Genomic DNA, 15,334 nt, shown 5'->3' on the forward strand with positions numbered 1-15,334 from the left:
CGTTCTTTGGCGACTCGGTGGTGGCAACCGCCGCACCAGTTTACCCTCTCATCTCCCTTCCCGTTCATGCGCCTGATTTCTGCCCGCTACCTGACGCTAGCTGCCCTGGGTGGCCTGCTGAGCACGGCCAGCGCCGCCTCAGCGGCTCCCGCCATCCGCTACACCCTGTCGATGCCTGCCCCGCAAACCCACTATTTCGAGGTGGATATGCAGCTCGACGGCTTCAGCAAAGCCTACACCGACGTGAAAATGCCCGTGTGGGCCCCTGGCTCGTACCTGGTACGCGAGTTTTCGAAGAACGTGGAAGGATTTGAAGCCTCGGCTGGCGCGCAAAAGCTGCGCACTGAGAAGATTTCGAAGAACACTTGGCGGGTGTACCACTCCGGGGCCAAAAACTTCCGGGTGCACTACCGCGTGTACGCTTTCGAACTGAGCGTACGCACCAGCTTCATCGACGCGGCCCACGGCTACGTGAACGGCACCAGCGTGTTCATGTACCCCGCCGACAGCAAAATGCTGCCCAGCACCGTGGAAGTGAAGCCCGCCCAGGGCTGGAGCCAGGTAAGCACCAGCCTGAAGCCCGCCGGAGGCACCTTTACTTACACTTCCAGCAGCTACGACGAGCTGGCCGACTCACCCATTGAAATCGGTAACCAGAAACTCTACACCTTCACGGCCAACGGCACGCCCCACACGGTAGCTATGTTCGGCGACCCGAAGGTGGATGAGCAGCGCCTCACCCGCGACATGCAGCGCGTGTGCGAGGAAGCGCATAAAGTAGTAGGCCGCAACCCGCTGGACCGCTACGTATTCATCGTGCACAACATTGACCGGGGCACCGGCGGCTTGGAGCACCTGTTTTCCACCACCTTGTCGGTGTCGCGCAACGCGTATTCCTCAGAAGCTGGCTGGAAAGGCTTCCTCGGGCTGGTGGCCCACGAGTACTTCCACCTCTGGAACGTGAAGCGCATTCGGCCGGTGGCCCTGGGACCGTTTGACTACGACCAGGAAAACTACACCCACATGCTGTGGGTAAGCGAAGGGGGTACCGAATACTTCTCGAACCTGATTACCCAGCGGGCCGGTTTCCTGAGCCCCGACGAGTACCTGGGCGACCTGAGCAACGGCATTTCGCGGGTGGAAAACACGCCCGGCAACAAGCAGCAGTCGGCCGCCGAATCGAGCTTTGACGCCTGGATCAAGTACTACCGCCCCAACGAAAACTCCTCGAACACCGGCATCAGCTACTACGACAAGGGCGAGGTAATCGGGGCGGTGCTCGACCTGATGGTCATCAACGAAACCAGGGGCCAGAAGCGCCTCGACGACGTGATGCGCTACCTCTACGACCAGTACTACGTGAAGCAGGGCCGCGGCTTCACCGACCAGGAATACCAGGATGCCGTGGCTAAAGTGGCCGGCCGCCGCTTCGATGACTTCTTCCGTCGCTACGTGTACGGCACCGAAACCCTGCCCTACGAGCAGGCCCTGGGCTACGCCGGCCTGAAGCTGACCGTAACCGGCCCTGCGGCGTCCGACGCCAGCTTGGGCGCCAGCATCAGCCCCGCCGGGGGCAAGCAAACCGTGAGCAGCGTACTGCGCGACGGCAGCGCCTGGCAGGGCGGCCTGAGCGTGGGCGACGAAATCCTGAGCATCGACGGCACCCGCGTAACCGACGACCCTAACAAGCTGCTGGCCGGCCGGGCCGTGGGCTCGGAAGTAAAATTCCTAGTGAACCGTGACGGTCAGATCAAGGAAATCAGCTTCCCGCTGCAGGCTTCCGTGATGCGCCGCTACCGCATCGAGCGCCAGGCCAACCCCACCGCCGAGCAGCAAACGGTGCTGGCCAAATGGCTGCCGGTGAAAAACTAGATCTGAGACGACTAGAAGCAAGAAGCGAGACTTCCGTTCTGGAACCCGACTGGGCTTCGGAACGGAAGTCTCGCTTTTCTCTATTGTATAGACTTAGTTCCTAGTTCACCAAGGCCCCCACGGCCGAGGCCAGGTTTACGCGGCCCCAGCCGAAGTTGGCGTCGCGGGCGGCGCGGTTGGAGCTGGCGGCTACCAGGCGGCTCATAATCTGGGCGCGGGTTTCAGTGGGATATTTCGACCAGACTACGGCGGCCATGCCGGCCATGCTGGCCGTAGCCACCGACGAGCCGCCGATGGTGCTGGGTGCGTCGCCGGTCATGGCCAGGGTGAGGGGACGCAGGTTGTTGCTGCTACGCTGCATTACCACCGTAAACTCCACGTCGGTGCCCACGTGGCACTCGTCGCAGCGTGTGGGCGCAGTGAGGTTATCTTTCATGCCGGTAACGGCTACTGCCTCTGCTAAAGAGGCCGGGTAAATAACGCCTACAAAGCCCGCCGACCAGTCGAAGGAGGTGCCGGCGGCGCAGAAAATCAACTTGCCCTTGCCGTATGCGTAGCGGATGGCGTCGGTCATCTGCGACGACGAGGTGAGCCGGCCCATGCTCATGCTGATGATGCGCACGTCGGAGCGGTTAGCCGCCAGTAGGTAGGCGTCCGTTACGCCCTGCACTTCGCGGCTGGCATCCAGAAACACGTCCTCGGCGGCGCGCACCGTAATCAGGTTGGCGTTGTAGGCCACGCCCACGCTGGCTCCGTCGGTGCCGCGGGGTGCGGCGCAGGCCCCGGCCATGCCGGTACCGTGGCCGCAGCCATCGTTGGGCGTTTCGTAGCTGCCGTAGGGAATGCCGAAGATGGTGTTGCGGGGCAGCGTCACGAGCCGCTCGATGGTGCGGCCGGTACTCAGGCCCTGATTGAAGGCCGAGCCCAGGTTTTCCTGCCCGTCCGACGCGCCCGTATCGATGATGAGCACCTTGGTACCTTGGCCGGTGCTCTGGCTCCAAGCCGCCCGGATGCCATGGTACACGTCGGCCTGATTCCACGACGATTTGCTGCCGTTGCTGAGTACCGTATAGTCGGAGCCGGCTGCCAGGCCCGCAGTGGCCACGTTGCTGCCGCAGCCGCTGCTGCTGAGCGTAGACGCTGGCCGGTTGGCCGTCTGGCGGTGGGGCTCATAGCCGATGGGCTCGGCGTAGCGCACCAGCCCAGAGGCCCGCAGCGCCTTAATGGTGCTCAGCTCGCGCACCGTCACGGTAAGCACCGGTAGAGCGTTAGCCTCGTACACCTGCAGTTTCTCGGCCGTCAGCTCGGGGTGGGCAGCCTGCTCCTCGCGCAGAATCAGGGCCAGTACCGCGGCGCGGGTCTGCTGCCACTCGGGGCTGAGGCGGGCATCCTCGGGCAATGGGGCCGTAGCCCGCACGGTTGCCGGCCGGTAGCCCACCGACAGCACAAAGTCGGACTGCTGCAGGGCGCTCCACACGGTGTGGGCGGGGGCGGCGTTCCAATCAAACTGCCCGGTTTGGCGCAGGGTGCTGTAAATCTGCTCGTCGAGCTGCTGGGGTGTGAGGGCCGTGGTGGGCTCAGGCTGGGGCGTGGGCAGCTGCTCGGAGGTGTTGGGCTGACAGCCGACTAACGCCAGAGCCAGCCCTGCCGTAGTGGCCAGGGGTAAAAAACGCATAGTATGGTGGGTTTTGGTTGGGAAAAGATCAGGTATTCAATAAACTGAATATTAGTCGGTTGAATGGTGTAGAATTATGTTCGGCTTGCCGACTACCTAGTACCAGCTAGACCCCACCAAAACGCAACACGCCCCCCGGCCGGGCGGCCAGGGGGCGTGAATGTTCAGGAGCAGGTGCCGCCTTACGGAATGCGTTTCAGGGCCACGTCGCGCACGGGGGTAAGTACCAGCGGTACTTTCTCCACCTTCACCGAGCTGGTATCCAGCCCAAAGTATTTGTCTTCGGAAGCAATGAACTGCTTGATGTAGAAGTAGGCCTGCATCACCAGTCTCTCCACCATCGGGAATTCGTTTTCTACCGACAGGAACTTCTCCAATACCACGAAGCGGAAGTCGCCGGTTACGTGCTGCTTGCTGAGTGATTCGTAGCGGGAGGTAATGTCCACTTCCTTGTTGCGCACCAGATCCTCCACCACTTTGCGGAAGTACAGGTTGATGCGCTGCTCCACCCGGAAGCCCAGGCGGAAGGTGATGCGGAACACGTCGTCCTTGGCCAGCTCCGTCACTTTGTATTCCATGGTGTACGGCTCGTCGGTTGTATCCACGTGCACAAACCAGTAGATGTCGGCGCGCTTAGGGCGCTTCTGGAAGATGGAGTAGATGATCTTCGACTCGATTTCCGACTGCCGCTCAGCCGACGACATAAACACCAGGTGGGTGGCGTATTTGGAAACGGTTTCGTCGTTGCTGAGCTCCTTGAGGGCCTCAATGTAGGGCTCAATTTTGACGAACTCCGTGAGACGGCGCTTGATGTAGAAGGCCCGCAGCCACACGTACATCACCGCAATGAGGCACAGGCTAATAGCTACCGATACCCAGCCACCCTCGGGGAATTTCACTAGGTTGGCTACTAGGAACGAGCCCTCAATAGCCCCGTACACCAGCACAAACAGCACGATAACCGCCATAGGAGCCCGCTTGCTGCGCAGCCACATGGTGAGCAGCAGCGTAGTCATGAGCATCGTCACGGTGATGGCCAGGCCGTACGCCGCTTCCATCTTGCTCGACTCCTTAAAGTACAGCACCACCGCAATGCAACCCAGCAGCAGTAGCCGGTTCATGCTGGGCACGTACAGCTGGCCCTTCACGTCGGTGGGGTAGTTGAGGCGCACTTTGGGCCACATGTTCAAGCGGATGGCCTCGGCTACCAGCGTAAATGAACCAGTGATGAGCGCCTGCGAGGCAATGATGGCGGCAATAGTAGCAATGCCGATACCGATGAGCAGAAACCACTGCGGCATCAACTCATAGAACGGGTTGCGGCCGGCCAGCGTCTTGCCCTGCTCCGAAAGCAACCAGGCACCCTGGCCCAGGTAGTTCAGCACCAAGCAGGTTTTTACAAAAATCCAGCTGATGCGGATGTTGCCCTTACCGCAGTGACCCAGGTCGGAGTACAGAGCCTCAGCCCCGGTGGTACACAGGAACACGGCACCCAGCAGCCAGAAGCCGCGGGGGTAGTTTACCAGCAAATCGTAGGCGTAGTGGGGGCTGAGGGCCTTCAGAATCTCCGGGTGCTTCAGAATCCAGGAGCCGCCCAGCACGGCCAACATCGAAAACCACAGGAACATGATTGGCCCAAACGCCTTGCCCACAATCTGAGTACCAAAGCTTTGCAGCAGAAACAGCCCAATCAGAATGGCAATTACAATCCACTCGGTAGGCAGGCCGGGGTACACGGCTTCCAGCCCTTCAATAGCTGAGGAAACTGAAATGGGCGGCGTAATTACGCCGTCGGCCAGCAGGGCCGAGCCCCCAATAATAGCCACCGCCGACAGCCAGCCGCCCCGCCGCCGCACCAAAGCATAGAGCGAGAAAATACCACCCTCGCCGTTGTTATCGGCGTTTAGGGTCAGCAGCACATACTTGATGGTAGTTTGCAGGGTGAGCGTCCAGAATACGCAGGAAATACCCCCGTACACAAGCCGCGGGTCGATGTTGCCCGGCACAATGGCCTTCATTACGTACAGCGGCGAGGTGCCGATGTCGCCGTAGATAATGCCGAGAGCAATGAGCAAGCCAGCCGTAGATATGGCGGTGTGCTGATGTTTGGCGTCCATGGGAGGAGTACTAGTGAGAGAATAGCCGGTTTTTTACAAGCGGGGCCAAAGGTAGCAGTTCAACCGGAATGCCGGTGCTAGCTGCCCGTACGCAACACAGCCGGAAACGGCTAACCGGAACCCGGACAAAACTATTGCTACCAGGAGGAAGCCGCCTGCTGCGCGCGCCAGTCGGCTAGGGCCAGCGCGTAGGCCGCTTCGGCGGCCGCTTCATCGTGGCGCCGCCGGATGCGGTAGTTGGCTTCCTGCGCCAGGCGCGTCCAACTGGTAATGGGGCCGGCTAGGGCCACGTGGAGCGGCTCCCGCCCGGGCCGGTACAAGCGCCACCGGTTGGTGCCCCGGGCCCCCCAGGCCAGCAACCCCAACGACCCGGCAATGCCCACCGCAGCCGGTACCGTGCGAAGCCAGAACTGCAAATATGCCAGCAAAAAAGCCCCGAGCAGAAACACGCCCAGCAGCACCCCCAACAGCCAGCGCACCGGCCGAACGTCTACCCCCTCAAGCTCGCGCCAGCCATACACCTGGCCGTTCAGCTCCAGCGCGTCGCTGGTGAGCACCACTCGGCTGTCTTCGCTGCGGAGGGTAGGGAAAACTTCGGGTGGCGCAGGCGGCAATGGAGCTGGTATTAGCTCCGGGCCGTAAGGCTGCCCGTTGACTGGGTGGCTAGCGGGCTCGGCAGAGTCAGAGGGGGGGAAAGAATCCATAGATATAAAAGCCCCGCGGCCAGTAGTGGTTCGTGCCCATTGAGGAGGCACGAGGCGCACGGGTGGCAGCGGGGCTTTCATTTAGTTGAAGTTTAAATCACTTGGTGTAATGCATTGAATTTAAATACATTGTACCAGATGATTTAGCTTGGGCTATCGGTTTACTTTCAGCAGCTCCACATCAAAGATGAGGGCGGAATCGGGGCCGATGTCACGGCCGGCGCCACGCTTGCCGTAAGCCAGATCGGAGGGGATGTACAGGCGCCACTTCGAGCCCTCGGGCATCAGCTGCAGGGCTTCCGTCCAGCCAGCAATTACCTGGTTTACGCCGAAGGTGGCGGGCTGGCCGCGCTGGTACGACGAATCGAATACGTTGCCATTGATGAGCGTGCCGTGGTAGTGGGTGGTAACCGACGAGGACGGGCCGGGCTTGGGGCCAGTGCCTTCCGTCAGCACCTCGTATTGCAGGCCGCTGGGCAGGGTGGTTACGCCCGGTTTCTTGGCATTCTCTTGCAGGAAGGCTTCACCTTCTGCTTTGTTGTTGTTCATGGCGTTGGGGTCTTGGTTGGATTCCTCGTGCGCTTCCATTTGCTGCTGCAGCTGCTGCATGGCGCTTTGCATCTGTTCGGGCGTGAGGCGGCTCGGCTCGCCGGTCAGGGCCTCTTTCATGCTCTGGGCGAATACGTCGATGTCCAGATCAAGACCCTGCTGGGCAAAGTTGCGGGCCATGTCGCGCCCAATGATGTAGCTGATTTGCTCTTTCAAGCCGGTCAGGTTCATAAACCACTGAATAAAGCTGCTGGAACTATTTGGGTAACCCTAGAGAGAAAGGTACCCCAGCCCGGCAGCGGGTGAGGGAGAATTTTGCACAGCCGACTACCGGCTGCCGCTGTGAAGTACCGAAAACCGCCGCGAATGGATATGGTTTTTTTTGCGGCCCATCGGTAATGCCCTGATTTTGAACGAGAGTTTGTAGATGCTAAAAAGCACTGCACCCCACCGGATGGGTGGGGTGCAGCAGGAAAAACGAACCGGTGGGCCGCCTAGCAGAAATGCATTTCCTCTTCGTCGCGCAGATCGAAAAACAGGTTCAGGTCGCGGACTTGCGCAGCCAAGAAGCTCAAGGAGCCCAGGCCGCCCAAAACCAGCAGCGAAGAAACGGCAGCAGTGGTCTTTTTCATGGTATATGCTAGAATGATGGTAGTCAGTTTGTTGACTGCAAAGGTACTACGCAGTTGGCAATAAAATGTTATGCAAGCATCATTTTTTATCTGTAAATAGGTCCACGCGTGGGTTTTCCAGCTCCAGCAGGCGTTGCTTGCGCCACAGACCGCCGGCGTAGCCCGTAAGCCGGCCATCGGCCCCAATCACGCGGTGGCAGGGAATGAGAATAGCTATCCGGTTCTGGCCATTGGCCGCGGCTACCGCCCTAACCGCCTGGGGGCGCTGCAAAGCGGCGGCCTGCTGTCCGTAGCTGCGGGTGTGGCCGAAAGGGATGCGCTGCAGCTCCTGCCACACCTGCTGCTGAAAAACCGAGCCGGGCATGTGCAGCGGTACCGAGAATTCTTGCCGCTGACCGGCAAAGTATTCGGTTAATTGGGTGCGCAACTTGTGAAAATGCATGTTGTCGCCCTGGATTACGGGGGCCTGCAGGCGGCGGCTCAGCTCCTGCAACTCGGTTTCAAGCCCTCGGCGGTCGGTGAACTCCAGCAAGCATACTCCTTCGGTGGTAGCGGCGGCCAACATAGGCCCCAATGGCGTATCTAGCCGGGTAAGGTCGATTACCTGCTGCTGGCGGCTGTGGCTGGGCGCAGCGCCAAACAACGTTCGGAATGACTCCTGAAACCCGCTCAGCGACTCGTAGCCGCTACCAAAGGCGGCATCCGTAACCGGGGTACCGGTTTGAAGCTGTTTGAAGGCGGTATTGAGCCGGTACAGGCGCTGGTAAGCTTGGAAGGTGAGGGCGTGGGTGAGCAAGAACCAGCGGCGCACGGTGGCCGGCTCCAGGCCCTGGGCCCGCAGGTGGGCGTCGCGGATGCGGGTAGCGGGGTCGGCCGAGAGCTGCGCGAGCAGCTGCGCTACGAAGGCAGGCGCATCGGGGCCGGTAGCAGCCAGGGGGGCACACACCTTGCAGGGGCGGTAGCCGTGCACCAGGGCCTCGCGGGTAGTGGCGAAGAACTCCACGTTTTCAGCCTTGGGCTTGCGGGCCCGGCAGGTAGGCCGGCAGAAAATACCCGTGGTACGCACGGCCGCAATGAACCGGCCTTCATACTCGGGGTTGCGGGCTACCAACGCATGGTAGCACTCGGGGCTGGGTGGCAAGGGAGGGAGCATGGGGCAAAGTTCAGGCAAACAGTGGAGTAAGGCTACGGGTACGGGCCACATGCTGGGCCAAAGAGTGGGGCGAGGCTGCTTCGTACAGGAAATTGCCCATGCTCACGCGGCGTATGCCAACAGTGGCCAGGTCGGCCAGGGGCGGCAGCTGGGGTAGGGCCATTACGTTGAGGGGAAGCGGCGTGCCCTGGTGTAGGGTTCGGATATCCGTCAGGTCTGTGAGGCCGGGCACGAATAGCCCATCGGCCCCGGCAGCAGCGTAAGCGGCGGCCCGGGTCAGCGTTTCGGGTAGCGGCGGTTTGCCGGGCAGCAAGTACGTATCGGTGCGCAGGTTGATGAACACGGCCAGTTCATGCTCGGCGCAGTAGTGACGCAAATACTCCATTAGGGCCACCATATCACCCAGGGGGCGCATACGGCGCTGACCGGTTTCCACTACAGAGTCCTCTAGGTTGATGCCGACTACACCCAGTTGCAGCAGGGCGTGCAGGTGTTCTGCCACCTGTTGGGGCGAGCGACTGTACCCACCTTCAAAATCCACCGTCAGGGGCAGAGGAGTGGCGGTGCGCATGCGGCTCACCAGGTAGAGCAGGGTAGCAAAAGGCAGCTGCTCACCATCGGAGTAGCCCAGCATATCGGCCATGGCGGCGCTGGAAGTACCCACGGCCGCAAAACCGGCCACCGTGCAGGCTGCGGCGCTACGGGCATCCCAGGCGTTGGGCAGCAGTAAGGGCTCGGCCTGGTGGTGCAGGGCGTGGAATCGGAGAAAGGTGTCGGTCATATCGGGTTGTCAGCTTGGGGTAGAACTAAGCACAAACCTCGCCCCACCCGCCGTGCTGTCGCAACCGGAAAATGAACACCTATTTTTTTTCTTAGCACAGGTATCAAAATGCCCCCGCATTCTTATGCAGCAGGAGTTGCATAAGAATGCGTAAAAACTCGCTGATCAACTACATCACTTAATTAGTAAAACTGGAAACCGCATACAGTGCTGATGCCGACTGCGTCCGTTTTCCATAACTGCCAACGCAACTACTGCACCTGCTGCACCTCTACGCGGCGGTTGCGGGCGTCAGGTGAGGGATGAAGTGGGCGGGCGTCGCCGTAGCCCACGGTGCTAATGCGGTCGGCAGCTACGCCGCTTTTCACCAGGAAGCTCTTTACAGCCTCGGCCCGTTGCTCGCTAAGCACCTGGTTTTTCTGGGGCTCGCCAATTTTATCGGTGTGGCCGGCAATCAGAATCCGTAAGGTAGGTCGGGACAGCAGTTCGGCGGCCAGTTGGTTCAGGGCCGGGCGGCCTTCGGGCAGCAGCTCCGGAGTGCCCAGTTTAAACAATACGGTAGGCAGTACCACCAGGCGCTCCGATACTACGGGGGCCGTGGCAGCAGTAGTGGGTAGCGTAGCCGGCAGATTGGGCAGGGCAAGTGCCGGGGGCAACGTGGCAACAGCTGGCCGCGGAAGTGGCTCAATGGCCGCTGACTGCCGCCCGGGGCTGGCAGCAGTAACCTGAATAGTAATGGGCACCACGGCGCTTTCGCGGGTGGGGTAGAAGCCTTGAGTCAGGTAAAAGGTGGTGGTCTGGCTGAGCTTGGTGCGGTAGGTGTTGCCGGTAGCCACGGGCTGCTTCAACTCCGCATCGGCGTACCATAACACATTGCGGCCCGATACGCGGATAGTGGTTTCAGTAGCCGCGGGTACCGTGGGGGCTGATTTCAGCTTTACCCGGTACAGTACAAACGTGCCATGGTCACAGTCGCCCACGGGGCGGTAAGTGGCCTGGCCAGTTAGCTTTTCCTGGGCGGCATCGTAGGTGAATGTAATGGCGCCGTCGCACCAGTAGCTAAAGGGGCTGCGGCCGGTTTCCTGGAGTTTGCGCACGTGCTCCAACTGCAGGCCAGCTGCCGTACGGGTTGCCCGAACCTGAAACGTAACGCTGACCTGCGGGGCCTCGCCCACCTCCTGGTACAACACGCCCAGTACGCCGCCCGATTTGCTCTGCTGCACCCGCAACAAAGCCGGCCAATACCCGTCCCGGTCGCCGGTATCAGTTTCCACTCCCTGCCACACTCCCGATAAGGACTGCGCCTGCCCGCCTGAAGCGGTGAAAGCAATAAATAGCAGCGAGGCAACGACGTTTTTCATAGCCATAATTACATCAGAACCCACCCCGGTCCCGAGGCAAGGTCAGCAGCATGAGCCATCCAATGGGCCCCGGGTGGCAGGCTCCGCTGAATAACTATCATTTCAGGCTGAAATATCGGCCGGAGATGAGGTTGCACGCAAGCGGGCCTGGTGTGGTTCAGGGCTGCCCGAATACGCGGCGCAGAAACTGCACGGTGTACTCCAGCGTGGGCGCAAACCAGGGGTTGAACAGCGGGAACGGGTGCGGAGCCTCGGGGAAAGTATGGACCTCAGAATAAATGCCCAGGGCCGTGAGCTGCTGACGCACATCGTCGCGGCCAGCATGCATCCGGGCTACTCCGCTGTTGATGAAGAGAATGGGGGGCGTGCCCGGGCCAACATGGCTGAGAGCCGAAGCCTGCTGCCACAGCGCGGGGTTGGTAGCCCGGCTGCTGCCCAGCCATTGGGTGGCCGCCGAAAGCCCCTTGCTATCATCTCCCTCTCCCGACTCCGGGTGCGTAAAGGCCAGAATACCATCTACATCCACAATAGCCTGCACCTGGCTGGAGTACGTACGGTAACAGGAGCCGGCCTCGTAGCGCGGGTCGGCGTTGGTAGTGCCTATCAGGGCCGCCAGCTGTCCACCCGCCGAGAATCCCCACACAGCTACTCTCATGGTATCGAGGCTGTAGGTGCGCGCATGGGCCCGCAGCCAGCGCAAGGCAGTCTTCAAGTCCTGCACTGCAGCCGGATAGGGCACTTCGGGGCTGAGCCGGTATTCGGCCGTGGCCGCTACAAAGCCCTGAGCCGCTAGTTGCTGGGCCATGGCGTGGTGCTGGCTCCGGTTGCCGGAGCGCCAGCCGCCGCCGTGTACCAGCAGTACCGCCGGGTGGGGTCGCCGCCGGTGGCTTTGGGGGTAGAACACATCCAGCAGCAGCGGCCGGCCCGAGGCTTCGCAGTAGGGAATATTAGTCTGGCTGCGGATGGTGGTGGGCACCGGCGGCCGGGCAATGCTGCTATTGGGGTGCTGCTTGCGGACCTTGAGGAAGGCGCTATACGTGGTAAACGAGGTGTCACGCGGCAGGGTGGACTGCTGGGAATAGGCGGGAGTCACCAGCAGTAGGCCGCCGACGAGCAGCAATGGGGTTAGAAATGCAAAAAGAGGACTAAAGCGCGGCATACGGCGGGTTAAGAAACAGGAGGCAGCCGAAAGCTACACAAGCTGCCGAATGATTCGGCCAGGCGCTGATTCCTGTGTAGCTTGCGCCCCTCGTTTTCTACCATACTCTCCCACATGAAGTATATCATTACTCTTACAGCGGCCCTAACTATCCAGCAGGCCCAGGCCCAAATTAGCCTGATTATGAATGCAACTCGCGCCGCCACGGCGGCTGCCACGCTGGCTTCCCGCCAGAAAAAGAATAAGGCGGCCCAGCAGGCGGCCGGCACTACCGAAACTCCAGTGCTGGGCCGCGGGGTTACGCTATTCACTTACCGGGGCGAGAGTATTCAGCGCAAGCGTACCGCCCCCGAAACCTTCAAAGGCAAAGGCGGCCCCGAAATTCAGGCTCTGGAAGCCCTGTTGGAGGAACGCCACCAGGCTTTGTTGGCCGATTCTACGACCTCTGTCCTGAGCTCAGACCAACTAACGGTCCTCACCACGGCCGCCCGTACCGCCGCTACTGCCCGCCCCGACTGGAACTACGCGCCTTACCGGCAGGAGCTAGCCTTCTATCAGAAAGAAGAGGCGCGTCGCCACCCGGCTGCAACACCCGCCGCGGGCAAGTAAAGAATTGGTCGGCTTCTGGCACCACGTCATCGGGGCCCGAACTCGCTGCCAATCCACCCAACACACGAAAGCCGCCGCTCCTGCATGCCAGGACGGCGGCTTTCTTATGAATTAGCTGCTATGTGAGAGTGAGCACTACCCCAGAAATGCCATATCCTCCTCACTCAACCGAATGCTGGCTGCGGCCATATTCTCGCGCAGGTGGGCCAGCCGGGAGGTGCCCGGAATGGGAAGTATACAGGGTGACTTGTGCAGCAACCAGGCAATATTGACCTGGGCGGGCGTTGCCTGGTGGCGGCGAGCTACTTCGGCAATCCGGTCCGACTGCTGGGGCAGGGCGTGCAGCAGGGAGAAGAACGGAATTAGTGGTAGCTGGTGCTGCTCGCAGAGGTCTAGTACTTCCTCGCCGCCGGGGTTGCTGCCGTGGGCATGCTGTAGGGTGGTGCGCTGCGCGTAGCTGTACATATTCTCAACGGTGGCAATGGGGGCAAGCCGCAGCCCTTCTTCCAGCTCGGCCCGCGTTACGTTGCTCAAACCCAGGTGCAGGATTTTGCCTTCCCGCTGCAGGTCCAGCATGGCGCCCAGCTGCTCGGCCAGCGGTACTGGGCCCGTACCCATCAGCCGCAGGTGCACCAGCTGAATCTGCTCCTGACGCAGGGTGCGTAGGTTGTTCTCGATGCTTTGGCGCAACTGCTCCGGGCGGTTGAAAGGCACCCAGCTTTTATCGGGGCGGCGGGTGGCCCCCACTTTGGTGCAGATAACCAAGCCGGCCGGATAAGGGTGCAGCGCTTCCCGAATGAGGCGGTTAGTCACATCCTCGCCGTAATAATCAGCCGTGTCGAGGAAGGTAACGCCCGCTTCCACAGCTTCGCGCAGAATCTGCAGGGCCTCGGGGCGGTTGGCCGGCTCACCCCAGATATCGGGCCCGGTGAGCCGCATGGTGCCGTAGCCCAGCCGCGCCACGGTAAGCGGGTGCGCGGAGTGCGGGGCAATGGTGATGGTGGACGTCATAGACGAAAGGATGAGGAGGAAGAGTATCGAGCCAGGCCCTGACCGGCGCAAATGCGCGAAAAACGTCCTACATCAGCCCAGCCGGAGTGTCAATATATGAATTGGCGCACCGGAAGGCGGGGAGTTGCCGTGCTTTGGCTCAGTTCCCGGCTGCTTCGGCCCGGATAAGCCCGACACGTTTTTTTCATTCACCCTCAGCCTTCGCCGCCATGCTCCGCATCCTACGTCCGCTTTTCGAACCGATTATGCTGCCCCATTGGTGGCAAGATGCCCTGTTGCTGCTGCCCCGCGCAGTGTGCGGCTACCTGCTCACCGCCGAGTTTGGGGCGGCCAAGTTCGGCCTGCCCTGGTCACCGCCCGACAACAACCTGGGCCTGTTTGAGGTGGCCTTCTGGTTTCCGCAGGACGTGGCCGCGTATGGTGGCATCTTCGCCGTGCTGCCCGGCTTCTTTGCCTGGATGGGGGCCTTCAGCGAAGCCGTAGGCGGCCTGCTGCTGCTGGCCGGGCTGGGCACCCGCGTGTCGGCCTTCCTCATCAGCTGCACCATGCTGGTAGCCATTTTCATGCAGCAGCTGCCGCAGGGCATGTGGAACACGCTGCCCGCCGCCGGTTTCCTGTGGGTGAGCCTGATGGCGCTGGTACTCGGCTCGGGCCGCTTCGGGCTCGATTACCTATTGACCCGCTGGCTCAGCCGCCGCCCGGCCGCCCCGGCTGCGGCCCCATTGCGCCCCGCCGCGGCCCTGGCGCTGCTGCCCGTGCTGGCGCTGCTGCTCCCCGGCTGCGTACAGCCCGCCCACGATAAAACGGTGGTGTACCTGCTCGACGTGAGTGGCCACGGCCCGGTGCGGCAGGTGGGCCTGCGCGGCCGCGACAAACCCCTGAGTTGGGAGCAGGACCTGGCCCTCACGCCCGCCAACTCCGACAGCAGCCTGTACCGGGCCGTTGTGACTACGTATACCGGTTATCTCATCACCGAAGTCAAATTCACTCTTAATGGCGAGTTTGAGCTGGCCGGAGCCGATAACCGCCGCATCGAATTCGGCCCCGGCGACACCACCGTGTACAGGGCCCGGTTCAACGTACGGCCTTAGGTTTCAGAAACCAGGCTAAGGAAAGTAGGTGCACAACCTCGCAGTGAGGGTGGGCGTTACACGATTCTGTCACGTCCTTACTCCCCTCAGCACTCATGCACCCAAATCCTTACCGCCGTTTCTTTCTCATGCTCGCCGTGTCGTTCGTAGTGATGTACGTGGTCATGTACCTCAATACCTACGAGCTGGGCGATGTGTACCCGAGCCTGATGCGCTTCTACATGACGGTGCTGATGGTGGCACCCATGGCCCTGATTATGCTTCTGTTCATGCGGCACATGTATACCAATCAGCGCCAAAACCTGCTGATTGCCGCGGGCTGTCTAGGGGTGTTTGCGGGTACGTTTGCTTTGATGCGGACGCAGACTTTCGTGAACGACCGGCGCTGGGTACAAGCCATGATTCCGCACCACTCCATTGCCATTCTCACCAGTGAGCGGGCCAGCCTGCAAGACCCCGAAGTGCGTCGTCTGGCCCATGACATCATTCAGGCCCAGCGTCGCGAAATTGCTCAGATGAAGCAAATGCTGAAACGCCTGAAATAGCAGGGGGCCGGTACGCAAAAGCAACATGGCTGCGTGGGTGGGCATCTCAATTCAGCACCTACTGATTTAACCCGG

14 protein-coding genes are annotated in these 15,334 nt (G+C 61.1%); 4 read left to right on the forward strand and 10 right to left on the reverse strand.

Annotated elements, in window-relative coordinates; all coding sequences use genetic code 11:
- Positions 1-66: 66 nt before the first annotated feature.
- On the forward strand, positions 67-1,872 hold the full coding sequence (locus LF252_RS05500; protein WP_226268528.1) for a M61 family metallopeptidase: 1,806 nt from the start codon (positions 67-69) through the stop codon (positions 1,870-1,872).
- 100 nt (positions 1,873-1,972) lie between these two features.
- Here the strand turns inward: LF252_RS05500 and LF252_RS05505 are convergent, their stop codons facing one another.
- The 9 genes from LF252_RS05505 to LF252_RS05545 all read right to left on the reverse strand — a co-directional run bounded on the left by LF252_RS05505 (position 1,973) and on the right by LF252_RS05545 (position 11,964).
- Positions 1,973-3,547: a S8 family peptidase gene (locus LF252_RS05505; protein ID WP_226268530.1), complete on the reverse strand. Its 1,575-nt coding sequence runs from the start codon at positions 3,545-3,547 to the stop codon at positions 1,973-1,975.
- A gap of 182 nt (positions 3,548-3,729) precedes the next feature.
- Complete coding sequence (locus tag LF252_RS05510) at positions 3,730-5,664, reverse strand: KUP/HAK/KT family potassium transporter (RefSeq protein ID WP_226268532.1); 1,935 nt, start codon at positions 5,662-5,664, stop codon at positions 3,730-3,732.
- A 137-nt stretch (positions 5,665-5,801) separates the two neighbouring features.
- The gene (locus LF252_RS05515) at positions 5,802-6,368 is read right to left on the reverse strand and encodes a hypothetical protein (RefSeq protein WP_226268534.1); all 567 of its coding nucleotides are present in this window, start codon (positions 6,366-6,368) and stop codon (positions 5,802-5,804) included.
- Positions 6,369-6,521: 153 nt separating this feature from the next.
- Positions 6,522-7,148, reverse strand: coding sequence for an FKBP-type peptidyl-prolyl cis-trans isomerase N-terminal domain-containing protein (locus LF252_RS05520; RefSeq protein WP_226268536.1), 627 nt, complete (start codon positions 7,146-7,148; stop codon positions 6,522-6,524).
- A 263-nt stretch (positions 7,149-7,411) separates the two neighbouring features.
- Entirely contained in the window at positions 7,412-7,549 is a 138-nt protein-coding gene (locus LF252_RS05525; protein WP_226268538.1) for a hypothetical protein, read from the reverse strand.
- 79 nt (positions 7,550-7,628) lie between these two features.
- Positions 7,629-8,702, reverse strand: a complete 1,074-nt coding sequence (locus tag LF252_RS05530) for a bifunctional transcriptional activator/DNA repair enzyme AdaA (RefSeq protein WP_226268540.1) — start codon at positions 8,700-8,702, stop codon at positions 7,629-7,631.
- A gap of 10 nt (positions 8,703-8,712) precedes the next feature.
- Positions 8,713-9,483, reverse strand: coding sequence for an isocitrate lyase/PEP mutase family protein (locus LF252_RS05535; RefSeq protein WP_226268542.1), 771 nt, complete (start codon positions 9,481-9,483; stop codon positions 8,713-8,715).
- 251 nt (positions 9,484-9,734) lie between these two features.
- Positions 9,735-10,844: an OmpA family protein gene (locus tag LF252_RS05540; RefSeq protein WP_226268544.1), complete on the reverse strand. Its 1,110-nt coding sequence runs from the start codon at positions 10,842-10,844 to the stop codon at positions 9,735-9,737.
- 157 nt (positions 10,845-11,001) lie between these two features.
- Positions 11,002-11,964 (reverse strand): alpha/beta hydrolase, encoded by a 963-nt coding sequence (locus LF252_RS05545; RefSeq protein WP_226268545.1) that lies wholly within the window; start codon positions 11,962-11,964, stop codon positions 11,002-11,004.
- 153 nt (positions 11,965-12,117) lie between these two features.
- Here LF252_RS05545 and LF252_RS05550 point away from each other — a divergent pair, with 153 nt between their 5' ends.
- On the forward strand, positions 12,118-12,612 hold the full coding sequence (locus LF252_RS05550; protein ID WP_226268547.1) for a hypothetical protein: 495 nt from the start codon (positions 12,118-12,120) through the stop codon (positions 12,610-12,612).
- Positions 12,613-12,747: 135 nt separating this feature from the next.
- Here the strand turns inward: LF252_RS05550 and LF252_RS05555 are convergent, their stop codons facing one another.
- Complete coding sequence (locus LF252_RS05555; RefSeq protein WP_226268556.1) at positions 12,748-13,623, reverse strand: aldo/keto reductase; 876 nt, start codon at positions 13,621-13,623, stop codon at positions 12,748-12,750.
- Between the two features lie 209 nt (positions 13,624-13,832).
- Here LF252_RS05555 and LF252_RS05560 point away from each other — a divergent pair, with 209 nt between their 5' ends.
- Both LF252_RS05560 and LF252_RS05565 read left to right on the forward strand, forming a co-directional pair.
- On the forward strand, positions 13,833-14,714 hold the full coding sequence (locus LF252_RS05560) for a DoxX family protein (RefSeq protein ID WP_226268558.1): 882 nt from the start codon (positions 13,833-13,835) through the stop codon (positions 14,712-14,714).
- Between the two features lie 95 nt (positions 14,715-14,809).
- Positions 14,810-15,259: a DUF305 domain-containing protein gene (locus LF252_RS05565; RefSeq protein ID WP_226268560.1), complete on the forward strand. Its 450-nt coding sequence runs from the start codon at positions 14,810-14,812 to the stop codon at positions 15,257-15,259.
- The last annotated feature ends 75 nt before the right edge of the window (positions 15,260-15,334 follow it).

It is taken from the genome of Hymenobacter pini, assembly GCF_020421205.1.
GTDB lineage: Bacteria > Bacteroidota > Bacteroidia > Cytophagales > Hymenobacteraceae > Hymenobacter > Hymenobacter pini.